This is a genomic window from Streptomyces sp. NTD91 (assembly GCF_059510455.1).
In genome coordinates, this window is the sequence record NZ_JCAJZW010000012.1 from 39,027 (window position 1) to 65,303 (window position 26,277).

20 protein-coding genes and 3 pseudogenes are annotated in these 26,277 nt (G+C 72.6%); 20 read left to right on the forward strand and 3 right to left on the reverse strand.

Going from position 1 to position 26,277, the window contains the following annotated elements; all coding sequences use genetic code 11:
- Positions 1 to 4: 4 nt before the first annotated feature.
- The 6 genes from AC5WRT_RS15250 to AC5WRT_RS15275 all read left to right on the forward strand — a co-directional run bounded on the left by AC5WRT_RS15250 (position 5) and on the right by AC5WRT_RS15275 (position 9,099).
- Positions 5 to 754: a (2Fe-2S)-binding protein gene (locus AC5WRT_RS15250; protein ID WP_496093821.1), complete on the forward strand. Its 750-nt coding sequence runs from the start codon at positions 5 to 7 to the stop codon at positions 752 to 754.
- Positions 755 to 794: 40 nt separating this feature from the next.
- Positions 795 to 1,946: a glycogen synthase gene (gene glgA / locus AC5WRT_RS15255; protein ID WP_496093822.1), complete on the forward strand. Its 1,152-nt coding sequence runs from the start codon at positions 795 to 797 to the stop codon at positions 1,944 to 1,946.
- A gap of 51 nt (positions 1,947 to 1,997) precedes the next feature.
- The gene (gene glgC, locus AC5WRT_RS15260; RefSeq protein ID WP_496093823.1) at positions 1,998 to 3,218 is read left to right on the forward strand and encodes a glucose-1-phosphate adenylyltransferase; all 1,221 of its coding nucleotides are present in this window, start codon (positions 1,998 to 2,000) and stop codon (positions 3,216 to 3,218) included.
- 170 nt (positions 3,219 to 3,388) lie between these two features.
- Positions 3,389 to 5,710 (forward strand): GH92 family glycosyl hydrolase, encoded by a 2,322-nt coding sequence (locus AC5WRT_RS15265; RefSeq protein ID WP_496100312.1) that lies wholly within the window; start codon positions 3,389 to 3,391, stop codon positions 5,708 to 5,710.
- A gap of 157 nt (positions 5,711 to 5,867) precedes the next feature.
- Positions 5,868 to 7,199: a wax ester/triacylglycerol synthase family O-acyltransferase gene (locus AC5WRT_RS15270; RefSeq protein WP_496093825.1), complete on the forward strand. Its 1,332-nt coding sequence runs from the start codon at positions 5,868 to 5,870 to the stop codon at positions 7,197 to 7,199.
- Between the two features lie 406 nt (positions 7,200 to 7,605).
- A complete protein-coding gene (locus AC5WRT_RS15275; RefSeq protein WP_496093826.1) occupies positions 7,606 to 9,099 on the forward strand; it encodes an SDR family NAD(P)-dependent oxidoreductase in 1,494 nt (497 codons plus the stop codon).
- A 54-nt stretch (positions 9,100 to 9,153) separates the two neighbouring features.
- Here the strand turns inward: AC5WRT_RS15275 and AC5WRT_RS15280 are convergent, their stop codons facing one another.
- A complete protein-coding gene (locus AC5WRT_RS15280) occupies positions 9,154 to 9,549 on the reverse strand; it encodes a hypothetical protein (RefSeq protein WP_496093827.1) in 396 nt (131 codons plus the stop codon).
- 405 nt (positions 9,550 to 9,954) lie between these two features.
- Between AC5WRT_RS15280 and AC5WRT_RS15285 the strand changes: the two genes are divergently transcribed.
- Both AC5WRT_RS15285 and AC5WRT_RS15290 read left to right on the forward strand, forming a co-directional pair.
- Positions 9,955 to 10,128, forward strand: a complete 174-nt coding sequence (locus AC5WRT_RS15285) for a hypothetical protein (RefSeq protein WP_393856184.1) — start codon at positions 9,955 to 9,957, stop codon at positions 10,126 to 10,128.
- 65 nt (positions 10,129 to 10,193) lie between these two features.
- Positions 10,194 to 10,662, forward strand: a pseudogene (locus AC5WRT_RS15290) (GNAT family N-acetyltransferase).
- A gap of 3 nt (positions 10,663 to 10,665) precedes the next feature.
- On the opposite strand, the gene AC5WRT_RS15295 reads toward AC5WRT_RS15290, so the two are convergent.
- The gene (locus tag AC5WRT_RS15295; protein WP_496100313.1) at positions 10,666 to 12,009 is read right to left on the reverse strand and encodes an amidase; all 1,344 of its coding nucleotides are present in this window, start codon (positions 12,007 to 12,009) and stop codon (positions 10,666 to 10,668) included.
- A 590-nt stretch (positions 12,010 to 12,599) separates the two neighbouring features.
- Here AC5WRT_RS15295 and AC5WRT_RS15300 point away from each other — a divergent pair.
- The 5 genes and pseudogenes from AC5WRT_RS15300 (at position 12,600) to AC5WRT_RS15320 (ending at position 18,298) form a co-directional block, all read left to right on the forward strand.
- A complete protein-coding gene (locus AC5WRT_RS15300; protein WP_496100314.1) occupies positions 12,600 to 12,920 on the forward strand; it encodes an alpha-L-fucosidase in 321 nt (106 codons plus the stop codon).
- Positions 12,921 to 12,929: 9 nt separating this feature from the next.
- Positions 12,930 to 13,129: pseudogene (locus AC5WRT_RS15305) on the forward strand (carbohydrate ABC transporter permease); the annotation flags it as partial.
- Between the two features lie 26 nt (positions 13,130 to 13,155).
- A complete protein-coding gene (locus tag AC5WRT_RS15310; protein ID WP_496093830.1) occupies positions 13,156 to 14,412 on the forward strand; it encodes a glycoside hydrolase 5 family protein in 1,257 nt (418 codons plus the stop codon).
- Positions 14,409 to 14,944, forward strand: a pseudogene (locus tag AC5WRT_RS15315) (endo-beta-N-acetylglucosaminidase); the annotation flags it as partial. The gene AC5WRT_RS15310 and the pseudogene AC5WRT_RS15315, both read left to right, overlap by 4 nt.
- A 333-nt stretch (positions 14,945 to 15,277) precedes the next feature.
- Positions 15,278 to 18,298 (forward strand): alpha-mannosidase, encoded by a 3,021-nt coding sequence (locus AC5WRT_RS15320; RefSeq protein WP_496100334.1) that lies wholly within the window; start codon positions 15,278 to 15,280, stop codon positions 18,296 to 18,298.
- Between the two features lie 97 nt (positions 18,299 to 18,395).
- On the opposite strand, the gene AC5WRT_RS15325 is transcribed toward AC5WRT_RS15320, so the two are convergent.
- Positions 18,396 to 19,118, reverse strand: coding sequence for a FadR/GntR family transcriptional regulator (locus AC5WRT_RS15325; protein WP_496093831.1), 723 nt, complete (start codon positions 19,116 to 19,118; stop codon positions 18,396 to 18,398).
- Between the two features lie 163 nt (positions 19,119 to 19,281).
- On the opposite strand from AC5WRT_RS15325, the gene AC5WRT_RS15330 reads away from it, so the two are divergent.
- The 7 genes from AC5WRT_RS15330 to AC5WRT_RS15360 are packed head-to-tail and all read left to right on the forward strand — an operon-like array spanning position 19,282 to position 26,262.
- Complete coding sequence (locus AC5WRT_RS15330; protein WP_496093832.1) at positions 19,282 to 20,346, forward strand: sugar ABC transporter substrate-binding protein; 1,065 nt, start codon at positions 19,282 to 19,284, stop codon at positions 20,344 to 20,346.
- Complete coding sequence (locus tag AC5WRT_RS15335; protein ID WP_496093833.1) at positions 20,343 to 21,833, forward strand: sugar ABC transporter ATP-binding protein; 1,491 nt, start codon at positions 20,343 to 20,345, stop codon at positions 21,831 to 21,833. The genes AC5WRT_RS15330 and AC5WRT_RS15335 overlap by 4 nt, the downstream gene beginning before the upstream one ends.
- On the forward strand, positions 21,826 to 22,854 hold the full coding sequence (locus AC5WRT_RS15340; protein ID WP_496093834.1) for an ABC transporter permease: 1,029 nt from the start codon (positions 21,826 to 21,828) through the stop codon (positions 22,852 to 22,854). Before AC5WRT_RS15335 ends, AC5WRT_RS15340 begins: the two co-directional genes overlap by 8 nt.
- 36 nt (positions 22,855 to 22,890) lie before the next feature.
- The gene (locus AC5WRT_RS15345; protein ID WP_496093835.1) at positions 22,891 to 24,231 is read left to right on the forward strand and encodes an L-fuconate dehydratase; all 1,341 of its coding nucleotides are present in this window, start codon (positions 22,891 to 22,893) and stop codon (positions 24,229 to 24,231) included.
- Positions 24,228 to 24,983, forward strand: a complete 756-nt coding sequence (locus tag AC5WRT_RS15350; RefSeq protein ID WP_496093836.1) for an SDR family NAD(P)-dependent oxidoreductase — start codon at positions 24,228 to 24,230, stop codon at positions 24,981 to 24,983. The genes AC5WRT_RS15345 and AC5WRT_RS15350 overlap by 4 nt, the downstream gene beginning before the upstream one ends.
- Positions 24,980 to 25,951 (forward strand): aldo/keto reductase, encoded by a 972-nt coding sequence (locus tag AC5WRT_RS15355; RefSeq protein ID WP_496093837.1) that lies wholly within the window; start codon positions 24,980 to 24,982, stop codon positions 25,949 to 25,951. The genes AC5WRT_RS15350 and AC5WRT_RS15355 overlap by 4 nt, the downstream gene beginning before the upstream one ends.
- Positions 25,948 to 26,262: an L-rhamnose mutarotase gene (locus tag AC5WRT_RS15360; protein WP_496093838.1), complete on the forward strand. Its 315-nt coding sequence runs from the start codon at positions 25,948 to 25,950 to the stop codon at positions 26,260 to 26,262. The genes AC5WRT_RS15355 and AC5WRT_RS15360 overlap by 4 nt, the downstream gene beginning before the upstream one ends.
- Positions 26,263 to 26,277: the final 15 nt, after the last annotated feature.

The following is a 26,277-nucleotide window of genomic DNA, read 5'->3' on the forward strand; positions in this document are numbered from 1 at the left end:
TGTCGTGGACCTCGACCCCGCGCTCGCCGCGCTCCGCCCGCTCGGCGGCTTCTTCGTCCTGCGTACGTCCGCGGCCCCGCCCGGAACCACCGGCGGACCGGACACCGGGCGACCGCCCTCGCTCGCCGACGCCTACGAAGGGGCGGCACCGGACGCCCTGACGGCACGGGTGGCCGTGGTCGCGGACCGGCTGCGCACCGCCGAGCCGCGCGTCGCCGCCTCCCTCGCCCAGCAGGGCCTGGCCGCCCGCCTGTGGTCGGCGGCCCTCGGCTGCGCCGTGCTGTACGGCCGAACGCCCGACCTCGACCCGCGCCTGCTGCGCTGGGATCCGCACGCCTCCGCTCCCGACGACCTGTGCCTGACCGAGCTGCGCCCGCTGCCCGGCGACGCCGCCACGCTCGCCGCCGGCGTGCTGCACGGACACCTGGCCCCCCTGGCCGAGACCCTGAGGGACCGCTACGGCAGCGCCCCCGGACTGCTCTGGGGCAACGCGGGCTCCGCGCTCGCCGGAGCGGCCCGCGTCCTGGAGAGCTGGGCCCGCGCGCACGGCCGTACCGACGCCGCCGAGCGGACGCGTGCCCTGACCGACGGCCTCTTCGCCCACCCCCTGCTGCGCTCCACCGGCACCGGCACCGGCACCGCCTTCCGCCGCCGCAGCTGCTGCCTGTACTACCGGGTGCCCGGCGGCGGGGTCTGCGGCGACTGCTGCTTCATCCGGCCACCGCGCTCTTCCCCACGGGCCGCATCTGGGTGACCATGAGGGGAACCTGCCGCCGATGCCAGGGGGTTGTCCGGTGCGAGTGGGACTGCTGACCCGGGAGTACCCCCCGGACGTGTACGGCGGCGCCGGTGTGCACGTGGAGTTCCTCGCCCGGGAGTTGACCTCCCTGGTGGACCTGGAGGTGCACTGCTGGGGCGAGGGGCGCGGGGTGGGGGTCGTACGCCACCGGCCCTGGTCCGTGCTCGACGGCGCCAACGACGCGCTGCGCACCTTCTCCGTGGACCTGTCCATCGCCGCCGCCCTCGAGGGCCGCGAACTCGTCCACTCCCACACCTGGTACGCGGGCCTCGCCGGTCATGTCGCCAAGCTGCTGCACGGCATCCCGCACGTGGTCACCGCGCACTCGCTGGAGCCGCTGCGGCCCTGGAAAGCCGAGCAACTGGGCGGCGGATACGCGCTGTCGAGCTGGGCCGAGCGCACCGCGATCGAGGCCGCCGACGCGGTGATCGCCGTCTCCGGAGCCATGCGCGAGGACGTCCTCGCCTGCTATCCGGCGCTCGACCCGGCCGCCGTGCACGTCGTGCACAACGGCATCGACACCCGCCTGTACCGGCCCGACCACGGCACCGACGCCCTCACCCGGCACGGCATCGACCCCGCCCGCCCGTACGTACTGTTCGTCGGCCGGATCACCCGCCAGAAGGGCGTGGCCCAACTGCTGCGCGCCGTACGGGACATCGACCCGGGCGTCCAGGTCGTGCTGTGCGCGGGCGCGCCCGACACCCCGGAGATCGACCGGGAGTTCCGGGAGCTGTTCGAGGAGCTGAGCCGGGTCCGGGCCGGGGTGTTCTGGATCCCGCAGATGCTGCCGCGCACCGAGGTGATCCAACTCCTCACGCGGGCGGCCGTGTTCGCCTGCCCCTCGGTGTACGAACCGCTCGGGATCGTCAACCTGGAGGCGATGGCCTGCGGCACGCCGGTCGTGGCCTCCCGGGTCGGCGGGATCCCCGAGGTGGTGGACGACGGCCGGACCGGCCTGCTCGTCGACGTGGACGACGGGTTCGAGGCCCGCCTCGCCCGGGCGCTGGACACCGTGATCGGCGACCCCGAGGCGGCCCGGCGGATGGGGGAGGCCGGACGGGAGCGCGCGGTGGGGGAGTTCGGCTGGGAGGCGGTGGCCCGGCGCACGGCCGCGCTGTACGAGGAGATCCTCAAGCAGGCTTAGTCCCGTCTGCTCGGGGCATCCATGGTGGAACCAGGGTGAGGGGAGCGGGCCATGCGTCGTGGAGGGCCTTCCGTACTCGGGATCGTACTGGCGGGCGGCGAGGGAAAGCGGCTGATGCCGCTGACCGCCGACCGCGCCAAACCGGCCGTCACCTTCGGCGGCACCTACCGGCTCGTCGACTTCGTCCTGTCCAACCTCGTCAACGCCGACGTGCTGCGCATCTGCGTGCTGACCCAGTACAAGTCGCACTCGCTGGACCGGCACATCACCACCACCTGGCGGATGTCCAGCCTGCTGGGCAACTACGTCACACCGGTCCCGGCGCAGCAGCGCCTCGGCCCGCGCTGGTACCTGGGCAGCGCCGACGCGATCCTGCAGTCGCTGAACCTGATCCACGACGAACAGCCCGAGTACGTGGCCGTGTTCGGCGCCGACCACGTCTACCGCATGGACCCGCGGCAGATGTTGCGGCAGCACATCGAGGGCGGGGCGGGCGTGACGGTGGCCGGCGTCCGGGTGCCGCGCGCGGAGTCCTCCTCCTTCGGGGTGATCACGCCGGGCCCGGACGGCCGTGCCGTCGAGCGCTTCCTGGAGAAACCCGCCGACCCGCCGGGCCTGGCGGACGACCCCGAGACCGTGTTCGCCTCGATGGGCAACTACATCTTCACCACCAAGGCACTCGTCGACGCGCTGCAACGGGACGCCGAGGACGGGCAGTCGGTGCACGACATGGGCGGCTCGATCCTGCCCCAGCTCACCGTCCGCGGCGAAGCCCAGCTGTACGACTTCGGCGAGAACCACGTGCCCGGCGAGACCAGCGGCGACCGGGGCTACTGGCGGGACGTGGGCACCCTGGACGCCTACTACGACGCGCACATGGACCTCATCGCGGAGCGGCCCGCCTTCAACCTCTACAACCGCCAGTGGCCCATCTACACGCACTCGGGCCAGCTCTCCCCGGCCCGTTTCAACGCGGGCGGCATCGCGAGCGAGTCCATCATCAGCGCGGGCTGCCTGATACGCGGTCAGGTCACCCGGTCCGTCCTCTCCCCGGGCGTACGGGTCGATCCGGGCGCGGTGGTCCAGGGCTCGGTGCTGCACGACAACGTGCGCATCGGCCGGGGAGCGGTGGTCCGTGGCGCCGTCCTGGACAAGAACGTCGAGGTCCCGCCCGGTGCGACCATCGGCGTCAATCCGGAGCGCGACGCCGATCTGTACACCGTCTCCAAGGGCGGGGTGATCGCCCTGGGGAAGGGGCAGCGGGTGCCGTAGGCCCCGGGCACGGACCACACCGAGCCGCAGCCGGCACTCTGACGCGCCGTCATCGTCCCGGTGTGTCACGGCGCGACGCGTTCGGCCCGATCTTCGTACCCTGCACGGTTTTGAGTCGTTCGACCTTCAGGATTCAGACACCGATGTCGAACCTGCGGAGGTCATCCGACATGAGAGGGACCCGGCGCACGCGGCTGTGCCTGGCCGGGGTGATGGCAGCGTCCGCGCTGATCGCCACCCCCGCGGCACGGGCCGCAGAGCGGACCGACGGCCACCTCACCGATCTGGTCAACCCGTTCATCGGGACCCAGGACGAGGGCAACACCTTCCCCGGCGCGGCCGTGCCCTTCGGCATGGTGCAGCTCTCCCCGGACACCGGGCACAACACCGGCTACGACTACACGCAGAACCGGATCCGCGGCTTCTCCCTGGTCCATCTCTCCGGCGTCGGCTGCCGCATCGGCGGCGACCTGCCCGTCCTGCCCACCACCGGAGACGTCACGCAGACGGACTACGCCCGGTACGCGGTCCGCTTCTCGCACCGGGACGAGACGGCGAGCCCCGGCTACTACCGGGTCGGCCTCGCCTCGGGCGTCCGAGCCGAGCTGACCGCGACCGAGCGCACGGGCGTGCAGCGCTACACCTTCCCCGCCACCGACAAGGCCAACGTGCTGCTGAACGCCGCCCAGGCACTGCACAGGCCCGTCTCCAGCAGCGTCGAGATCCTCGACGACCACACCGTGCGCACCGAGATCACCGGCCACGGCTTCTGCCGGAACACCGGCCCCTACACCCTGTACACGATCACCCGCTTCAGCCGGCCCTTCACCGCGTACGGCACCTGGGACGGCAAGACGCTCACCCCGGGCTCGCGCAGCGGATCCGGCGGCGCCTACGTCCGCTTCGACACCACCAGGAACCGCACGGTCGAGGCGACCACCGCCCTGTCGTACGTGGACGCGCGCGGCGCGGCAGGAAACCTGGCCGCCGAGGGCGGCAGGTCCTTCGACGCCGTACGCGAGCGGGCCCGGGAGGAGTGGGAGAGGCGGCTGGCCGCCGTCCACGTCCGGGGCGGCACGGGCACGCTGCACCGGACCTTCTACTCGTCGCTGTACCGGTCGTTCCTCGCGCCGAACATCGGCAGCGACGTCGACGGCCGCTACTTCGGGTGGGACCGCCGCGTCCACCGCGCCAGGGGCTACACGTACTACCAGAACTGGTCGCTGTGGGACACCTACCGCACCCAGGTCCAGCTCCTCGCGCTCCTCGCGCCGCGCGAGGCACGGGACATGGCCCGCTCGGTCGTCGCGATCGACGAGGACGGCGGCTGGCTGCCCAAATGGGGCTACGGCCCCGTCGAGACGAACATCATGAGCGGCGATCCGGTCACCCCGTTCCTGACGACGGCCTACCAGACGGGGCTGCTCAAGGGCTTCGAGGAGCGGGCCTACCGGGCGCTGAGGAAGAACGCCGACGGCGTCCCGCCCGCCGAGTACCCGGGCATCGGCCGGGAAGCCAACGCCGAGTACCTCGCGCGCGGCTTCGCCCCGTACGACAAGAACCGGCCGTACGCCAAGATGGGCGACACCGACTACCACCACGGCGCCTCCGTCACCCTGGAGTACGCCCTCGCCGACGCCATGCTGGCCCAGATGGCACGCGGTCTCGGCCACGACGCCGACGCCGCCCGCTATGCCGCCCGCGCGCAGAACTACCGGAACATCTTCGACCCCGGAACCGGCTTCTTCCGTGCCCGCGACGCCTCCGGCACCTTCACCGGCTCGCCCGACCCGGCGCGCGGCGACGGCTTCCACGAGGGCACCGCCTGGCAGTACCAGTGGCTCGTGCCGCAGGACGTGCCCGGCATGGTGCGGCTCATCGGCGGGCGGCGCGCGGCCGACGACCGGCTGGACTCCTTCTTCGCCTACGACCGGCTGCTCGCCGACCCCGCGAGGACCGCCCGCGAGGTGTGGGTGCACGGCGACGCGTACGCGTACTACAACGCCGACAAGTACAACCCGATGAACGAGCCCGACCTGATCGCGCCCTACACCTACCTGGCCACCGGCCAGCCGTGGAAGACCACCGACGTGGTGCACGCCGCTCTGACCCTGTTCACCGACGGCCCCACGGGCATGACCGGCAACGACGACCTGGGCACGATGTCCGCGTGGAACGTGCTGTCGTCCATCGGGCTGTTCCCGATCCAGCCCGGCTACGACACCTGGGGCCTGTCCACGCCCGTCTTCGACCGCGTCGAGCTCACCCTGGACCGCCGCTACTGGCCGAGCGGCAGGCTGACGATCACCGCGCCCGGCACCTCCACGACCGACCGCTACATCCAGAGCGTCCGCACCGACGGCGCACCGCACGGGAAGACCTACGTCACGACGGGCGTGCTGCGCTCCCTGCGCTCACTCGCGTTCACGGTCGGCCCGCGCCCGTCGGAGTGGGGTACGTCACCCGACGCGGCGCAGCCGGTCCTGAAGTGACCTCACGATTCTCTTGTGTCCCGCCTCTTTCGGACGAGGCGGGACTTAATCTTCTGTTAACTGAGCGTAGCCTGATCGTACTTGACCGTAATCAGCTGACAGAGATTGACTGCGAGTGACCTCAGATCCACCCGTCGTCGACGCGTGAGGCAAGCCCTTGACTTCCGACCTGCTCGCTCCCCTCGATCTGGCGTTCTGGAACATCGAGTCCGACCGGCACCCGATGCACCTCGGCGCGCTCGGCGTCTTCGGCGCTCACTCGCCCACCGCCGGGGCCCATGCCGCAGATCTGCTCGCGGCGCGCGCCGCCGCCGTGCCCGGGCTGCGCCTGCGCATCCGCGACGTCTGGCAGCCACTCGCCTTCGGCGGCGCCGCCCGGGAACCCGATCCGGACTTCGACCCGCTGAACCACGTGCGGCTGCACGCCCCGACCGCCGACTTCCACGCCGTCGCCGGCCGGCTCATGGAGCGCCCGCTGGAGCGCGGCCGGCCGCCGTGGGAGGCCCACGTGCTGCCCGGCGAGGACGGGATGTCCTTCGCCGTGCTGTTCAAGTTCCACCACGCGCTCGCCGACGGGCTGCGTGCGCTGAAGCTCGCCGCCGGCGTCCTGGACCCGGTGGACCTGCCCGAGCGGGCGCCGCGCGCCGTCGAGCCGCCGCGCGGGCTGCTGACCGATGTGCGTCGGCTGCCGGGGCTCGTCCCGGACCTGGTCAGGGGCGCGCTGTCCGACGTCGGCCGGGCCCTCGACATCGGGACCTCCCTCGCCCGCTCCACGCTCGGCATGCGGCCCGTCTCCGCGCTCACCTCGGCGCCCAGCGGCACCCGCCGCACCGCCGGTGTCGTCATGGACATCGACGACGTGCACCGCGTGCGCAAGACCGCCGGCGGCACGGTCAACGACGTGCTGATCGCCGTCGTCGCCGGGGCGCTGCGCAGCTGGCTGGAGGAGCGCGGCGACCGCACGGAGGGCGTGGCGCCCCGCGCCCTCATCCCGGTGTCCCGGCGCCGTCCGCGCACCGCGCACCCACAGGGCAACCGGCTCTCCGGCTATCTGATACGGCTCCCGGTGGACGAACCGGATCCGCTCGGCCGCCTCGGCACCGTGCGCGGCGCGATGGTCCGCAACAAGGACGCGGGGCCGAACCGGGGCGCCGGCGCGGTGGCGCTGCTCGCCGATCACATCCCGGCCCTCGGGCACCGGCTCGGCGGGCCGCTCGTCGGTCAGGCGGCCCGGCTTTGGTTCGACATCCTCGTCACCAGCGTGCCGCTGCCGGGACTGGGGCTGCGGCTGGGCGGCCACGAACTGAACGAGGTCTACCCGCTGGCCCCGCTCGCACCGGGCCAGTCGCTGGCGGTGGCCATCTCGACGTACCGCGGCCACGTGCACTACGGGCTGGTCGCCGACGCCCAGGCGGTACCGGACCTGGACCGCTTCGCCCACGCGGTGTCGGCCGAGATCTCCACGCTGCTGGCGGCCTGCGAGGTGTGAGCGCCGGCTCGCGCCTTCGGCCGAGGGGGGCCCACCCGCACCACCCGTGCGGCTTTCGTCACCGGGTGCGGGTGGCCTCCACCGTCGGCGGCCGCCGACGGTGGAGGCGGGACGGCCGCGGCGCTCGGCCCCGAGCGTGCGACGCGGGCCCGGCCTTCCGTACGCGTCCGGCGTCCCGCCGCGGCCCACGGCAGGCGTTCGGCTGCCGGTTGCGGGCGGCGTCCCCGGCTCGCTGCCGGTCCCGTCGGTGGCATGCGTGCGGCCTGCTGTCCCCGGCCCGCGTCCCGGCCCCGTCCCGGTCCGCGGCACGCGTTTGGCTCGCGGCCCCTGTCCTCCGTAAAATTCCCCGTTCGAAAGCGGGCGCGAGTCGGAGCGCTGCGCGGGTGATGAGGGAAGCGGCAGCGCGATGACGGTGACAGAAGACGGCTCCATGGCCACGCAGGACGTGGTCCACGGCCCCGGTATCGACCCGGAGCGGCTCGCCGTCTGCCTGAGCGTGCTCGAGGAGCTGGACACCATCGAGGTCGACCACCCGGACGCGATCAGGGTCCGCCGGGCCACCTCGCACCTCTACCGCACGGTCAAGCAGCGCCGCCGCCAGGAGCGCCGGGCCGCCAAGACCGCGCACGACCGTGCCGTCACCGAGGCCACCGCCACCGGCTCCGCCGAGCGCATCGACGACGAGACCGAGGGCATCCTGCCCTCCTCCAAGGTGGAGGCGGGCAGGATCGCGGGCATACTCCAGCGCCCCCGCTCCTGCTACGTCTGCAAGACCCGCTATGTCGAGGTCGACTACTTCTACCACCAGCTCTGCCAGAAGTGCGCCGCCGAGAACCGCGTCAAGCGGGACGCCCGCGCCGACCTCACCGGCAAGCGTGCCCTGCTCACCGGCGGCCGAGCCAAGATCGGCATGTACATCGCGCTGCGCCTGCTGCGCGACGGCGCGCACACGACCGTCACCACCCGCTTCCCCAAGGACGCCATCCGCCGGTTCAGGGCCATGGAGGACTCGGCGGAGTGGATCCACCGCCTTCAGGTCGTCGGAATCGACCTGCGCGACCCGGCGCAGGCCGTGGCGCTCGCCGAGCAGGTCGCCGAGGCGGGCCCGCTGGACATTCTGATCAACAACGCGACGCAGACCGTGCGTCGGCTGCCCTCCGCCTACGCGGCCCTGGTCGAGGGCGAGAGCGCTCCGCTGCCCGCCGGCGAGCTTCCGGCCCACCACGTCATCGGCGCCTTCAACTCCGGCGCCGTCGACGGCATCGCCGCGCTGCCCGTCGGCACCAGCGGCCTGGACGCCCAGAAGGTCGCCGACCTCGCCCTCGTCGCCGGCAACGCCAGCGTCGCCCGGCACCTCGACGGCACCGCCATCGACGCCGGCGGTCTGGTCCCGGACGTCGTCGACACCAACACCTGGGTGCAGACCATCGAGCAGATCTCCCCGGTGGAGCTGCTGGAGACCCAGCTGTGCAACTACACGGCGCCGTTCATCCTCATCAGCAAGCTGCGCCCGGCCATGGCCGACGCCGCGAGGAAGGCGTCGAGCGGGCGCGCGTACGTCGTGAACGTCTCGGCGATGGAGGGTGTCTTCAGCCGCGGCTACAAGGGCGCCGGACACCCGAACACCAACGCCGCCAAGGCGGCCATGAACATGGTCACACGGACCAGCGCGACGGAGATGTTCGAGACGGACGGCATCCTCATGACCTCCGTGGACACCGGCTGGATCACCGACGAGCGCCCGCACTACGACAAGCTGCGCCTCGCCGAGGCCGGCTTCCACGCGCCTCTCGACCTGGTGGACGGCGCGGCCCGGGTGTACGACCCGATCGTGCGCGGCGAGGCGGGCGAGGACCTGTACGGCGTCTTCCTGAAGGACTACGTACCCGGCAAGTGGTGAACCCGGCGGCCCGCGGCGCCGCGCCGACGGGGCCCGTTGCCGCGGCCGCGGACGTCAGTCCACCGCGCCGAGCCGGGAGCGGCGGGCCGCCACCAGTTCCAGGACGGTGCGCCAGTCCTCCAGGACGCCCGCGTCGAACCCCGCCGTACGGCTCTCCTCGTCGGCCTGGCGCAGCCGCAGCACGTCGTCCTCGCCCGGCCCCGTGTCCCCCCGCACGAGCCGGAACACCCGCTCCCCGAGCAGCGGACGCACCGCCTCGGCCGCCCTCAGCGCGCGGTCGGGCCCGTCGCCCGGGCACAGCACCGGCACGATGCCGCACACCAGCCCCGCCACCTGGAGCTCCTTGTCGGCGGGGCGCCTGCGGCGCAGCAGCGCGGCGGTTCTCAGCGCGTGCTGGTGCCGGCCGGCGTACAGCAGATCCATCAGCTCCTCGACGCTGCGCAGCTCCATGCGTCAGTCCTTCCGCGAGACAGCCGTTGCCGCTCATCAGCAGATCAGGGCGAGCTTGCGCCCCGGCCAACGGCACCTGAACTGCGTCAGGTATAGCCCGAGCGGGTGATTCGCTCCGACGCGGGGTGATGCGCCTGACGGCACATAGCCGCATATTGAGAGGTATGGACGGGTCAAAGGACTTCTGATGGTTACACCTTGTTTGCACCCCCGATCGAGCGCGAGCCCGCTCATTTGGGTACCCTGGAGTGGCGGACGGCACGAGCGGGTCCCACCCAGACCCCCGTCCGCGTCGGCGCCACCGCGCCCGGACTGGCCTTCCATCCAGACCCGAGCGGGCGTCGAGTGCCGGAGCACAGACTGACCGGACGCCCCCGAGGGTGACCGACACATAAGGAGTGCGCGGTGACACCGGAGAAGACGAATCGCGAAGAGCGCCCCAAGGAACGCACGGAGCGCGCGGGCCGCCGGCCCGGAGAACTCGGCAGCCTCGACGTGTGGGCCCGGTCCGCGCCGATCCGCCTCGCGGGTTACGAGGACGATCTCGCCGAACCCCACATCCTGCCCAGCGTGGACTGACCCAGGAACCGACCGACCCTTCGCGATCGCCGCACGCGTGGGCGTGACCTGACGGACTCACGCCCATGCCGATCGGACAAGCCGTTGCCGACGACTGGCCGCGGATCTGGCCTTTCTCGCACGGGATCGTCGTCGCCGCCGAGACCTACCCCTGGGACCCGGACACCTGCGAACAGGACGCCCGCGCGCTGTGCCCGCCACTGTGGATGCACCCCGCCAAGCGTGTCCACGTCGCCGAGGACGCGACCGGCACCGTGGTCGGCTCGGCCACGCGGGCGCCGGATTCATGGTCGACCCCGACCGCACCGGGGAAGGCATCGGCCGTGCCCTCGCCGAACACGTCCTGGCCGAGGCGAGGGCCGGGGCTACCGGGCGATGGTCTTCAACGCCGTCGTCGAGACCAACCCCGCTGTCGCCCTGTGGACCTCCCTCGGCCTCACCGTCCTCGGTACCGTCCCGGAGGCCTTCGACCACCTCCGGCACGGCGGAGTGGGCCTGCACATCATGTACCGGTCGCTCGAACAGACCGGCTGAGCATCAGCCCATCGGCGCCGTACGCCGCCACGGGCGCAGTCGCTCCAGCTCCTGAGCCAGCTCCAGCAGCACACCCTCCGAACCCGGCCGGCCGACCAGCTGGACGGCACAGGGGACGCCCGAGGGAAGCGTGCCGAACGGAACCGACATCGCGGGCCAGCCGGTGAGGTTCCACGGCGGGGTGAACGGGGAGTACGCGGTGTTGGCGAGGACGTTGCGCAGCCAGCCGCGCTCGTGCCACGGGCCGGCCGCGGGGGAGCGCCGGGCCAGGGCCGCGGTGACCAGCACGTCGTACTCGGTGAAGAAGGGGCTCAGCCGGGCGCGCAGCCGCTCGCGGCCGTCCCCGGTGCGCACCGAGTCCACGAACCGCCGGCCCACCGCCGCGTGCACGCGGGTCCGCCGGGCCAGCAGCGCCCGGTCCAGGCCCTCGGCGTCCACCGCCGTCCCGGCCGTCCAGTGCGCCAGCGCGGTCACCCCCAGGGACAGGGGGTACGGCGGTTCGGCCCGCCGCACCTGGTGTCCGGCCCGCGCCAGCACTCCCGCCGCCTTCCGGACCGCGGTCGTGTACGGCCTGCTCACGCTCACCCCGGCGAGCGGACTGCGCACGGCCGCGGCGATCCGCCGACGCGGTGCCTCCTCGGCGCGCGCGACCTCGGTGCCCGCGAGGGCGCCGAGCATCAGCCGCACGTCCTCGACCGTCGTGGCCAGCGGGCCGTTCTCCGCCATGCCGAACCAGTCGCCGTTGCCGATCCCCGCGGGCACCACACCGTGCCCCGGCTTCAGCGTGACCAGGCCGCAGTTCGCGGCGGGGATGCGCAGCGACCCCATCCCGTCGTTGCCGAGCGCGACCGGGACGAGGCCCGCGGCCACCGCGGCCGCGCTGCCGCCGGAGGAGCCGCCCGCGGTGCGCGTGGTGTCCCAGGGATTGCGGGCGGTGCCGTACGGGCCCTCCGTGGTGCCGAAGACGCACAGCTCCGGCACGTTCGTCAGGCCCACGACCACCGCGCCGGCCGCCCGCAGCCGGGCCACCGTGACATGGTCCTCGGCGGCCGGGGCGTCGGAGGTGGCGGCGGAGCCGTCGCGGTGGCACTCGCCGCGCACCGGGAGATTGTCCTTCACGGCCACGGGGACGCCGGCGAGCGGCAGATCGGCCAGATCGGCACGCGAGCCCGCCTCGTCGGCCTCGGCGAGCGCGGCCTCGGCCCGTACCTTCCGGAACGCCCCGATCCGGCCGTCCAGCCGTTCGACCCGCGCGAGGTGGTCGGCCACCACCTCCCGCGGTGTCACCCGCCTCTCGCGCACGGCGGCGGCAATCTCGGCGGCACTCCGCCCGGCCCAGTCACCCACGGGCACTCCTCGCTCGGTCCTCGGCTACTGGCTGGTACGCGTCATGGCGCAGGGAGAACTGTGCCCGGTCGGGTCCGGTACGTCGAGACACCGTGTCCCTCGGCGCACCCGTCATCCGATCAATTCGTGAACTCCGCATCGGTGCAGCCCCGTTGACAGTATCTTTACGACGCCACCATCATCAGACCTCCGATGGATCGGAGGTGATGGGAGCCGCTCATGAACATGTGTCCCAAACGTCCGATCCTGGGCGCGGCAGCCGGGGCGACCGCCGTGGCCGCCCTGCCGCTCAGCACCGCGACACCCGCGCGCGCGGCCGGACGGCAGGAGCCGGGGGCCGGCGTCCCCGACCCGGTGTCCGTCCCGCTCGACGCCCTCTACGACGACGACGGCATCGACACGGCCACCGCCCGCGGCGGCGACTTCGACGGCTCCGGCTACACGTTCCCGGGCGAGGATCTCCCCGCGGGCCGCATCGAGGTCGACGGCGTCCCCTTCGACTTCCCCGCGTCGACGCCGGGCGCCAGGTACAACGTCGTCGCGCTCGCGGGCGACCCCGGACGCCGCCTACATGACGGGCCGAGGAGGTCGTGCACAGCCTGGTCGACATCGTCTCGAAGAACGGCAACTTCCTTCTGGACATCGGTCCGCGCGCCGACGGCACCATCGCGGACATCCTGCAGACCCGGCTGCGTGAGACGGGTGCCTGGCTCAGGGTCAACGGCGAGGCGGTCTACGACACGCCGTACTGGTCACGGATGGCCCAGCTCGGCGAGGACCTGCGGTTCACGGTCCGCCCGGACGAGGCGTTCTACATCCACTCACTGGCCGAGCCCGCGCGAAGCTGGTCGTCGAGGCGCCGGTGCGGGCCGGCGACAGGGTCACCATGCTCGGCCACGACCGCCCGCTGACCTGGACTCTTGTGGCCGCTGATCGTGCTCAGCGACCCGTCGAAGTTCACCCTCACCATCGGCCTCAACTATCTGCACGGCACCTTCGCCGACGACGAACGCCTCGTCGCCGCCGGACCGTCATCGCCGTCGCCCCGCTCATCGCCCTCTTCGCCTGCCTTCAGCGGCACTTCTTCCGCGGCGTCGGCGAGGGCGCCGTCAAGGGCTGAACACCCGTACGTCACAAGGAAACTCCATGCCTCCTGCCGTGCGCTTCGGCGTCAACTACACCCCGAGCGTCGGATGGTTCCACCACTGGCTCGACTTCGACCTCGACACCGTGCGCGCCGACCTCGACGCGGTCGCCGCGCTCGGCCTGGACCACATCCGCGTCTTCCCGCTGTGGCCCTACTTCCAGCCCAACCGGACCCTCGTCCGCCCACGCGCCGTCGAGCACCTCGTGACCCTCGCCGACGCCGCCGCCGAACGCGGGCTTGACGTCAACGTCGACGGTCTGCAGGGGCACTTGAGCAGCTTCGACTTCCTGCCCGCGTGGACCCGCACCTGGCACCGCCGCAACCTCTTCACCGACCCGGACGTGGTCGACGGCCAGGCCGCCTATCTGCGCACCCTCGCCGCCGCCCTGGCCGGCCGGACGAACTTCATCGGCATGACCGTCGGCAACGAGGTCAACCAGTTCGCCGCCGGTCCCCACCCCGACCCCGACCGGATCACACCCGAGCAGGCCGAGCGGTGGCTCGAACGGATGCTGGCAGCCTGCGCGGAAGGCGCCCCCGGCCGGCTCCACCTGCACGCCTCCTACGACGCCGCCTGGTACCAGGACGACCAGCCCTTCACCCCAGGCCACTCCGCCCGTCTCGGCGACCTCACCGCCGTGCACTCCTGGGTGTTCAACGGCACCGCCCAGCGCCACGGCCGTACCTCCGTGCCGGCCGAGCACCACGCCGCCTACCTGGTGGAGCTGAGCAAGGCGTGGGCCGAGGAGCCGCACCGGCCGGTGTGGCTCCAGGAGGTCGGTGCGCCCGCCCCCCTCGTGCCGGCCGAACACGCCGCCGCCTTCGCCGAGGCGACCGTCGCGCACGCCCTGGACTGCCCGGACCTGTGGGGCGTCACCTGGTGGTGCTCCTACGACGTCTCGCGCGACCTCGCCGACCTCCCCGAACTCGAATACGGGCTCGGTCTGTTGACCAACGACCGCAAGCCCAAGGACATCGCGCGCGTGCTCGCCGGGGCGGCACGCCGGCCGCACACCGTCCCCGCCCCGCGCACCACGGCCCTCGCCGTACCCGGCGATCCGGGCAGCCGCTCCCGCTGCGCTCCCGGCGGAGCCGTCTTCGACGCCTTCTTCCGGCTCGTCGCCGACGGCGCCCGCCCCACCACCGTCCTCGACACCCGCGCCGAAGACGAGGAGCACCTCGCCGCGCGCGGCATCACCGAGGTCGTCACTCCCGATCAGGTAGTCCCCACCCCACCCGGAGGCACCCGCTCGTGAACCCCAGCAGACGCACCGTCCGCGTCGCCGGCGCCGCCGCCGGTCTTCTGCCGTCGCCGCCCGCCCCGGACCCGCAGCGACCCCGCCGTAGGCGTCCTACTGGTATCCGGACTCGCTCCCCTCCGGCAGCCCGGGGCCCGGCATCACCTGGCGCAGCCTGAAGAGCCGGCGCGCGGCCGACGACCCCGACCTCGCCTTCAACGCCGCGTCCGTGCCGCTCGCCGCCCGCTTCACGCCGACCCGGGCGGACCCCACCGCCCGCTCCGGCCAGGCCCGAGTCCAGTCCCTGGTCTCCTTCGGACCGACGTCGGACAACCCCTCCCAGGGTTCGGCCACCGCCGACTACTACGCCCTCACCCACCGGGCCTACCTGGACGAGCTGGTGTTCCGGGGCGGCTCGGCCGGCGAGGGCCTGATCCTGGCGCCCAACGCGCCGATCGTGGACGCGGCCCACCGGCACGGCGTCCCGGTGCTCGGAAACGTCTTCCTGCCGCCGGTGGCGTACGGCGGACAACTGCAGTGGACCCGGGACGCCCGGGACGACGTCCGTACCCCGGCCGCCCCCGTCGGCCGCCCGGGTCGCCGCCGCCGGCGGCGGCGACCTCCGCCTGGCCTGGAACGCCGCTCCCGGCGCCGTCCGCCACTACGAACTGCACCGCCTCCTGCCCGACGGCACCCGCCGCTTCCTGGCCGGCACCTGCCGGCGTGCCTGCTTCCTCACCGGGCAGCGACCGGAACAAGGGGAGCGGGCCGCACGGTTCGAACTGCGCGCCGTGGGGGAGCTGTACAACACCTCGATCCCCCTCACCGTCACCCACCCCTGGTAACCACCGTCAGACCCCGGAACCCGCAGGGAGCAGCCCGCATGCATGACGACCGCACTCTGGTGGAAGCCCGCCTCAGGCGTGTCCTCGAGGAACGCATCCGCCCCGCCGTGTACCCCGAGTCCGTGCCGCTCCGGGTCGCGGTGTGGCACGCGCCCGGCGAGCCCGTGCCGGTCGCGGAGGGGCTCGCCGCCGAGCCGGAGCCCGTCGAGGTCGGCGCCCGGTGGGGTGCTCCCTGGGGCACGAGCTGGTTCCGGGTGACCGGGACCGTGCCCGAGGCGTGGGCAGGGAGGACCGTCGAGGCACTGCTCGACCTCGGTTTCGACGAGAACATGCCCGGCTTCCAGTGCGAGGGCCTGGTCTACCGGCCCGACGGCAGCCCGGTGAAGGGCCTCAACCCGCGCAACCAGTGGGTCCGCGTCGGCGCGCCCGTCGCGGGCGGCGAGGAGGTGCGCCTGCACATCGAGGCCGCCTCCAACCCGGTCGTCCTCGACCACCACCCCTTCCTGCCCACGCGGCTCGGCGACAAGGAGACCGCGGGCAGCGAGCCGCAGTACACGCTCGCCCGCATGGACCTCGCCGTGTTCGACGAGACCGTCTGGCAGCTGGTGATCGACCTCGAAGTGCTCGGCGAGCTGATGGCCGAACTGCCGGTCGACTCGCAGCGCCGCTGGGAGATCCTGCGCGCGGTGGACGGCGCACTCGACGCCGTCGACCTGCAGGACGTGAACGGCACGGCCGGCCGGGCCCGGGAGCGGCTCGCCGGGGTGCTCTCGGCGCCCGCCGTACCGTCCGCGCACCGGATCAGCGCGGTCGGGCACGCGCACATCGACTCCGCCTGGCTGTGGCCGCTGCGCGAGACGGTCCGCAAGGTCGCCCGTACGACCTCCAACATGACCGCGCTCATCGAGGACGAGCCGGAGTTCGTGTTCGCCATGTCCCAGGCGCAGCAGTGGGCGTGGGTGAAGGAGCACCGGCCCGAGGTGTGGGCGCGGGTCAAGAAGGCCGTCGCCGAGGGCCGGTTCGTGCCGGCCGGCGGGATGTGGGTGGAGTCCGACACGAACATGCCGGGGTCGGAGGCGATGGCCCGGCAGTTCGTGCACGGCAAGCGGTTCTTCCTCGACGAGTTCGGCGTCGAGAACGAGGAGGCCTGGCTGCCCGACACCTTCGGCTTCGCCGCCGGACTGCCGCAGATCATCAGGGCGGCCGGCTCCAAGTGGCTGCTGACGCAGAAGATCTCCTGGTCGCAGACGAACAGGTTCCCGCACCACACGTTCTGGTGGGAGGGCATCGACGGCACCCGGATCTTCAGCCACTTCCCGCCGGTCGACACCTACAACTGCTCGATGAAGGGCAGCGAGATCGCCCACGCCGCCCGCAACTTCAAGGACAAGGGCGTCGCCCGGCACTCCCTCGCGCCCACCGGCTGGGGCGACGGAGGAGGCGGCACCACGCGGGAGATGGTCGCCAAGGCGGCCCGGCTGCGCGACCTGGAGGGCTCGGCGACCGTCGTCTGGGAGACACCGCGCGCCTTCTTCGAGAAGGCCGAGGCCGAGTATCCCGAACCGCCCGTCTGGGTGGGCGAGCTGTACCTCGAACTGCACCGCGCCACCCTCACCAGCCAGGCGAAGACCAAGCAGGGCAACCGGCGCAGCGAACACCTCCTGCGGGAGGCCGAGCTGTGGGCGGCCACCGCCGCCGTGCGCACCGGATTCCCCTACCCCCACGGGGAGTTGGACCGGATCTGGAAGACGGTCCTGCTGCACCAGTTCCACGACATCCTGCCCGGCTCCTCCATCGCCTGGGTGCACCGGGAGGCACGCGCGACGTACGAGCGGGTCGCCGCGGAGCTGAACGAGATCATCGGCGCTGCGCAGCGGGCCCTGGCCGGCGAGGGCGGCGCCGAGCTGGTCTTCAACGGGGCTCCGCACGAGCGGACGGGAGTCGCCGCCGGAGGCGCCGCCGTCCCGGCCACGACGGGCCACACACGGCTCGTGCCGCGCGAACACGGCGGTTTCGTCCTGGACAACGGGCTGCTGCGAATCGTGATCGACCCCCGGGGCCTGGTGGTCTCCGCCTACGACATCACCGCCGACCGCGAGACCGTCGCGCCCGGCAAGGCGGCCAACCTCCTGCAACTGCACGCCGACTTCCCGAACATGTGGGACGCCTGGGACGTGGACGCGTTCTACCGCAACACCGTCACGGACCTCACGGACGCGGACGAGGTGAGGGCCGGCGAGGACGGGATCTCGGTGCGGATCGTACGGGGCTTCGGTGCCTCCCGGGTCACCCAGGTGCTGTGCCTGCCGCCCGGCGAGCGGCGGCTGGTCCTCGACACCGAGGTCGACTGGCACGAGACGGAGAAGTTCCTGAAGCTGGCCTTCCCGCTCGACCTGCACGCCGAACGGTACGCCTCCGAGACCCAGTTCGGGCACGTCTTCCGCCCCACCCACACCAACACTTCCTGGGAGGCGGCCAAGTTCGAGGCGTGCAACCACCGCTTCGTCCATCTTGAGGAGCCCGGCTGGGGCGTGGCGGTGGTCAACGACTCGACGTACGGCCATGACGTGACGCGCACCGTGCGCACCGGCGGCGACCGCGGTACGACGACCACGGTCCGTGTCTCCCTCCTGCGCGCCCCGCGCTTCCCCGATCCCGAGACCGACCAGGGCGTCCACCGCTTCCGGCACGCCCTGGTCCCGGGCGCCTCGATCGGCGACGCGGTCCGCGAGGGCTGGCGGATCAACCTTCCGGAACGGCGCCTCACCGGCGCCCACGCGGTCGCCCCGCTCGTCACCGTCGACAACGACGCCGTCGTGGTCACCGCGGTGAAGCTCGCCGAGGACGGCAGCGGGGACGTGGTGGTCCGCTTCCACGAGGCCCACGGCGGCCGGACCCGGGCCACCCTCACGGCCGGATTCGAGGTGGCGGAGGTCGCCGTCACCGATCTGCTGGAACGGCCCCTGACCGCGGCGCCCGCCCCGGAACGCGACGGCGACCGGATCACCGTACGGGCGCGGCCCTTCGAGCTGACGACCCTGCGGTTGCGCAGGGGCTGAGCCGGCCGGGGGCGGGGTAGCTCGCCCGCGCGGCGGAACCTCGGCTCCGGCCGCGGGCGCGACCGGCCACCACGTACCCGCGACCGGACGGCGGCCGTCAGGGCTCGTCCCGTTCTCCCCGCGGAGCGACCTGCGTCCGCAGCCACTCCTCCACCTCGCCCACATGGGCCGCCGCCGCCGCCCGCGCCGCCTCGGGGTCGCGGGCGGTGAGGGCGCGGTGGATGGCGGCGTGCTCGCGGCGGGTGCGGGCGAAGGCGCCCTCCTCCTGGTAGCCGCGCCAGACGCGGGCGCGGAAGGTGCGGGAGGACAGCCCCTCCAGGATGGCGGCCATGGTCTCGTTGCCCGCGGCGGCGGCGATCTCGCGGTGGAAGGCGAGGTCGTGGGCGAGGATCTCCTCGGGGTCGTCGGTGGCGTTCATCGCCGCCAAGTGCGCCGCCACGGCGGCGAGTTGGTCCTCGGTGATGCGCGCGGCGGCCAGCGCGGTCGCCGTCGACTCCAGGATCCGGCGCACCTGTAGGAGCTCCACCAGGCGCGGGCCCCGGGACAGGTCGGCGACCACCCCGAACGTCTCGAGCAGGTCGCCGGCCTCCAGGGCGGTGACGTAGATCCCGGAGCCGTGCCGGGCCTCCAGGACGCCCATCACGGTCAGGGCGCGGATCGCCTCCCGCATCGAGCTGCGGGAGATGCCCAGACGGGCCGCCAGGTCCCGCTCGGTGGGCAGCCGCTCGCCCGGCTCCAGCCGGCCCTCGGCGATCATCGTCTTGATCGCCTCGATGGCGCGCTGGGTCACCGTCCCCTTCTGCGGGGCTTCCTCGTCCACGCCGTTCCTCCTTCCCCCGGGTGAGCCGCAGTCTAGCCAGCAGAGTGGTCCGACCACTACGGCGTCGATACGCGATTTTCCCCTGCACGAGGGTGTTGTCACGGCTTATTGGTCTGATAAGTATGCGGCGTCTGCTCGAACACCCTCGACGAGGAGCCGCGAGATGCCCGCCATCACTGTGAGGAAGCGCAGCAGGTCCCCGATCATCGGCGCGACGGCCCTGGCCGCCTGCGCCTCGCTCATGCTCGCCGCCTGCGGCAGCACCAAGGACACCCCGAGCGCGGGCGGTGGCGGCACCGGGAAGGTCGGCGTCATCCTGCCGCTGCTGACCTCGCCGTTCTGGCAGTCGTACAACGACTACGTGCCCAAGATGGCCAAGGCCGAGGGCGTCCAGGTGCTGAAGACGGTCAACTCCAACAGCGACCCTTCGCAGCAGATCACCGACATCGACAACGAACTCACCCAGGGCGTCAAGGGACTGGTGGTCGCCCCGCTCGACAGCGCCGCCATCCAGGCCGGACTCGACCAGGCCGAGCGCAAGGGTGTCCCCGTGGTCGCCGTGGACGTCGCACCCGACAAGGGCAAGGTCGCCATGGTGGTGCGCGCCGACAACGTGGCGTACGGCGAGAAGGCCTGCGACTACCTCGGACAGCACATCGGCAGCGGCAAGGTCGTGCAGATCATGGGCGACCTCGCCTCGGTCAACGGCCGCGACCGCTCCGAGGCCTTCCGTTCCTGCGTGAAGAAGAAGTACCCGAGGCTCAAGGTGCTGGAGATCCCCGCCAAATGGGAATCCGACACCGCGGCCGCCAAACTGGACACGCTCCTGAACGCCAACCCCGACATCAAGGGCATCTACCTCCAGGCCGGCGGTGTCTACCTCGCGCCGACCCTGCAGACCCTGAAGTCCAAGCACATGCTCAAACCGGCCGGACAGCAGGGCCACATCGCCATCGTCTCCAACGACGGCATCCCGCAGGAGTTCGACGCCATCCGCAAGGGCCAGATCGACGCCACCGTCTCCCAGCCCGCCGACGCCTACGCCAGGTACGGCCTGTACTACATCAAGGCGGCGATGGCCGGGAAGACGTTCAAGCCCGGTCCGACCGACCACGGCTCCGTGATCGTCAGGCTGCCCGGCGGGATCCTGGAGGACCAGCTGCCGGCGCCGCTGGTCACCAAGGCCAACGTGGACGACCCCAAGCTGTGGGGCAACACGGTCCGATGAGTACGCCACTTGTGGAAGCCGAGGGCATCGTCAAGCGGTACGGCCCCACCGTCGCCCTGGCCGACGGCCGGCTCACCGTGCTGACCGGCGAGTCCCACGCCCTGGTCGGCCGCAACGGCGCCGGCAAGTCCACCCTCGTCAACGTCCTCACCGGACTCCAGGCACCGGACGCCGGCACCGTCCGCTTCGACGGCGAGCCCGCGCCCCCGCTCGCCGACCGGGACGCCTGGCGCCGCAGGGTCGCCTGCGTCTACCAGAAGCCCACGGTCGTCCCCGAACTGACCGTCGCCGAGAACCTGTTCCTCAACCGCCAGCCGACCGGCCGCGGCCTCGTCAGCTGGCGTCGGCTGCGCCGGGAGGCCGCCGACCTCCTCGACACCTGGGACGTGCGCGTCGATCCCGACGCGCGCACCGCAGAGCTGAGAGTCGAGGACCGCCAGATGGTGGAGATCGCACGGGCGTTGAGCTTCGGTGCCCGGTTCATCGTGCTGGACGAACCCACCGCCCAGCTCGACAACCGGGAGATCGAGCGCCTCTTCACCCGCATGCGGTCCCTGCAGGAATCGGGCGTCACCTTCCTGTTCATCTCCCACCACCTCCGGGAGGTCTACGAGGTCTGCCAGACGGTCACCGTGCTGCGCGACGCACGTTGGATCACCACCGCGCCGGTCGCCGGCCTGCCGAAGGCGGCCCTGGTGGAGGCCATGGCCGGGGAGTCCGTCGCCGAACAGCCCGGCCGGGCGGGGCAGGCCGACGAGCGCGCCCCCGTCCTGCTCGCGGTACACGCGCTCACCTCACCGGCGTACGAGAACGTCGACCTCACCGTACGCCGGGGCGAGGTGGTCGGACTCTCCGGCTCCAGCGGCAGCGGCAAGACCGAACTGGCCGAGTCCTTCGCCGGACTGCACACACCGACCGGTGGCAGCGTCGAGCTGGACGGTGAACGGCTGCCGTTCGGGGACGTACGGGCCGCCCTGCGAGCCGGGGTGGCCTGTGTCCCGCGCGACCGGCACGAGCAGGGGCTGGTGTCCGGTATGAGCATCGGCGACAACGCCACGCTCAGTGTGCTGGACCGGCTCGGCAGGTTCGGGTTCGTGGCCCCCGACAGCCGGCGGCGCCTCGCCGCCGACCTGATCGACCGCCTCGACATCCACGCCGAGGGCCCCGACCAGCCCGTGTCCGACCTGTCCGGCGGCAACGCGCAGAAGGTCGTCATGGCCCGTGCCCTCGCCTCCGGCCCCCGCCTGCTGGTCCTGATCAACCCCACCGCCGGCGTCGACGTGAAGTCCAAGGAGTCGCTGCTCGCCCGCATGGACAGCGCCCGCGAGGACGGCACCGCCGTCCTCGTCGTCTCCGACGAACTCGACGACCTGCGCCGTTGTGACCGGGTCCTCGTCCTCTTCCACGGCCGTGTCGTCGCCGAGCACCCGGACGGCTGGCGCGACCACGAGCTGATCGCCTCCATCGAAGGAGTTGACCATGGCTGACACCCGGGCCGCCCCGCCGCTCGCACCCCCGAACACCCCGGACGCCCGGTCGGCCAGGACCGTGCTGCTCCGCCGCGCCCGCGAACTCGCCCTGGTCCCCGCCCTGTTGCTGCTGATGGTGCTCGGCGCGGTGGTCAACGACTCCTTCCTGACCGAGCGGAACCTGATCTCGATCCTCGGCGCCTCCGCCGCGCTCGCGATGGTCGTCCTCGCCGAGTCCCTCGTGCTGATCACCGGCAGGTTCGACCTGTCCCTGGAGTCCGTGGTCGGCATCGCGCCCGCGGTCGGCGCCCTGCTGGTGCTGCCCGCGAGCCAGTCCGGCTGGGGCACCGGCTTCCCGGCCGCGCTCGCGCTGCTCGCGGTCCCCGTGATCGGCGCGGTCATCGGCGCCTTCAACGGCGTCCTCGTGGTGAGGTTCCGGCTCAACGCCTTCATCGTCACCCTCGCGATGCTCATCGTGCTGCGCGGCCTGCTGGTCGGTGCCACCAAGGGCAAGACGCTCTTCGGCATGCCCGACAGCTTCTACTCCCTGGCCACCACCACCTTCCTCGACGTGCCGATGTCCGTGTGGCTCGCCGCGGTCGCCTTCGCCGTCGCCGGGTTCGTCCTGAAGTACCACCGCACCGGCCGCGCCCTGTACGCGATCGGCGGCAACGCGGACGCCGCCCGCGCGGCCGGTATCCGCGTGGACCGGGTCATGCTCGGCGTGTACGTGATCGCGGGCGTCCTCGCCTCGCTCGGCGGCCTGCTGCAGACCGGGTACGTGGGCGCCATCAGCGCCAACCAGGGCCAGAACATGATCTTCACCGTGTTCGCTGCCGCGGTGATCGGCGGGATCAGCCTGGACGGCGGCAAGGGCACCATGTTCGGCGCCCTGACCGGTGTCCTCCTCCTGGGCGTCGTACAGAACCTGCTCACCCTCGCCCAGGTCCCCTCGTTCTGGATCCAGGCCATCTACGGCGGGATCATCCTCGTCGCCCTCGTCCTCGCCCGCGTGACCACGGGTCGCGCCCAGGACTGACGTCCGGCCATCCGCCCCATGACCGAAAGGACTTCAGTGTCCCAGGCCCCCGCCCGCGTCATCGCGGTCGACACCCACGACCTCCGTTTCCCCACCTCCCGAGAGCTGGACGGCTCCGACGCGATGAACCCGGACCCCGACTACTCGGCCGCCTACGTCGTGCTGCGCACCGACGCCGGCGACGGGCACGAGGGACACGGGTTCGTCTTCACCATCGGGCGGGGCAACGACGTCCAGGTCGCCGCCATCGACGCGCTCAGGGACCATGTGCTCGGCCGTGACGTGGCCGGGCTGTGCGCCGACCCGGGCTCGCTCCTGCGCGACCTGATCGGCGACAGCCAACTGCGCTGGCTCGGCCCCGAGAAGGGCGTGATGCACATGGCGATCGGGGCCGTCGTCAACGCCGTCTGGGACCTCGCCGCCCGCCGGGCCGGCAAACCGCTGTGGCAGCTGCTCGCCGACGCAGAACCCGAGTGGCTGGTCGAGCAGATCGACTTCCGGTACATCGCGGATGCGCTCACCCCCGAAGAGGCCCTCGACCTGCTCCGGCGGGGCAGAGCGGGCACCGAGGAGCGGCAGGCCCGGCTGCTGGAGCGCGGGTACCCCGCCTACACCACCTCCCCGGGCTGGCTCGGCTACGACGACGACAAGCTCGGCCGGCTCGCCGCACAGGCCGTCGCCGACGGCTTCACACAGATCAAGCTGAAGGTCGGCGCCGACCTCGACGACGACGTCCGGCGCTGCGCGGTCGCCCGCGCCGTCGTCGGACCGGACATCCGGCTCGCCGTCGACGCCAACCAGCGCTGGGACGTGGACGAGGCGATCCGCTGGACCAAGGCCCTCGCCGCGTTCGACCCGTACTGGATCGAGGAGCCCACCAGCCCCGACGACGTCCTCGGCCACGCCGCGATCCGCCGAGCGGTGGCCCCGGTGAAGGTCGCCACCGGGGAACACGTGCACAACCGGATCATGTTCAAGCAGCTGCTCCAGGCCGGCGCCGTCGACATCGTCCAGCTCGACGCGGCCCGCGTCGCCGGTGTCAACGAGAACCTCGCCGTCCTGCTGCTCGCCGCCCGGTTCGGCGTCCCCGTGTGCCCGCACGCCGGCGGCGTCGGACTGTGCGAACTCGTCCAGCACCTGTCGATGTACGACTACCTGGCCGTCTCGGGCACCACCGAGGACCGGGTCATCGAGTACGTCGACCACCTCCACGAGCACTTCGTCACCCCCGTCGTCATCCGCGACGGCCACTACACCGCACCCACCGCGCCCGGCTTCTCCGCCGCCCTGCGCCCGGAGTCGGTCGCGCGGTACACCTTCCCCGGCGGCACCTACTGGGCCGCCGATCCCGACACCCGGAAAGGACAGGCCGCATGAGCGACTTCGAGGGCCTGAGGGCCCTGGTCACCGGAGGCGCGTCCGGTATCGGCCGGGCCACCGCCGACCTCCTCGCCCACCGCGGCGCCCGGGTCGCCGTCCTCGACCGGGACACGACGGGCGTCGACAAGCCGCTCCTCGCCCACCGCGCCGACGTCACCGACGACGCCTCGGTACGTGCCGCCGTCGCACAGGCAACCGAGGACCTGGGCGGCCTCGACGTCCTCGTCAACAACGCCGGGATCGGCGCCCAGGGCACGGTCGAGGACAACGACGACGCCGAGTGGCGGCACGTCTTCGACGTCAACGTCCTCGGCATGGTCCGCACCGCCCGCGCCGTCCTGCCGCACCTGCGGCGCTCGGCGCACGCCGCGATCGTCAACACCTGTTCCGTCGCCGCCACCGCCGGCCTGCCGCAACGCGCCCTCTACAGCGCGACCAAGGGCGCCGTGTACTCCCTGACCCTCGCCATGGCCGCCGACCACGTCCATGAGGGCATCCGTGTCAACTGCGTCAACCCCGGTACGGCGGACACCCCGTGGATCGGCCGGCTGCTCGACGCGGCCGACGACCCGGCCGCCGAGCGCGCGGCCCTGGAGGCGCGCCAGCCCACCGGACGCCTGGTGTCCGCCGCCGAGGTGGCGGGCGCCATCGCCTACCTGGCCAGCCCCCTGTCCGGCGCCACCACAGGCACCGCCCTCGCCGTCGACGGCGGCATGCAGGGCCTGAGGCTGCGCCGGGCGGGCCGATGACCAGGCTCGGCCGCAGCCGCGTCGAGGTCACCCCGCTCGGCTTCGGCGCCGCGACGCTCGGCAACCTCTACACCCCGATGGACGACGAGCAGGCGGCCGCGGCGGTACGGGCCGCCTGGCAGCGCGGCATCCGCTACTTCGACACCGCCCCGCACTACGGGCTCGGCCTGTCCGAACGCCGGCTCGGCGCCGCCCTGCGCACCCACGACCGCGCCCGCTACACCGTGTCCACCAAGGTCGGCCGCCGCCTCGAAGCGGCCGGGAGCACGGGCGACGACCTGGCGAACGGGTTCGCCGTGCCAGCGACCCACCGGCGCGTGTGGGACTTCAGCGCCGACGGCGTGCGCCGCTCCCTGGAGGCGAGCCTTGACCGCCTCGGGCTGGACCAGGTCGACGTCGTCTATCTGCACGACCCCGACGACCACGCCGAGCAGGCCTTCCGCGAGGGCTACCCGGCCCTGGAGAAGCTGCGCGCCGAAGGCGTCGTCGGCGCGATCGGCGCGGGCATGAACCAGGCCGCGATGCTCACCCGGTTCGTCCGCGACACCGACGTGGACGTCGTCCTGTGCGCGGGCCGCTACACCCTGCTCGACCAGAGCGCCGGAGCCGACCTGCTGCCCGCGGCCGCCGAGCGCGGGGTGTCCGTCGTGCTCGGCGGCGTCTTCAACTCGGGGCTGCTGGCCGACCCCACGCCCGCGTCGACGTACAACTACACCCTGGCACCGCCGGAACTGCTCGACCGCGCCCTGCGCATGAAGGCCGTCGCCGAGCGGCACGGTACCACCCTGCGGGCCGCCGCGCTGGCCTTCGCCTCCGCGCACCCGGCCGTGGTCAGCGTGCTGCCCGGTCCCCGTTCCGCCGCCGAAGTCCACGACTGCGCCGACCGGTTCGCCGCCACAGTCCCGGCCGCCTTCTGGCAGGAGCTGCGGCAGTGCGGTCTGCTGCCCCGAGAGGAAGGACCGTCATGAGAGTCGCCCTGCACACCAAGGTCCGTGCCGACCGGATCGCCGAGTACGAGGCGGCCCACCGCGCGGTCCCCGAGGAACTGACCCAGGCCATCCGGGCCGCCGGCGCAGGCTCCTGGACCATCTGGCGCAGCGGCACCGATCTGTTCCACCTGCTGGAGTGCGAGGACTACGCCCGCCTGCTCGCCGAACTGGACCAGCTGCCGGTCAACGTGGCCTGGCAGGCCCGGATGGCCGAGCTGCTCGACGTCGTGCACGACTACTCGCGCTCCGGCGCGGACGCCGCACTGCCCGTCGTCTGGGAGCTGCCGTGACCCTCGCCGCCCACC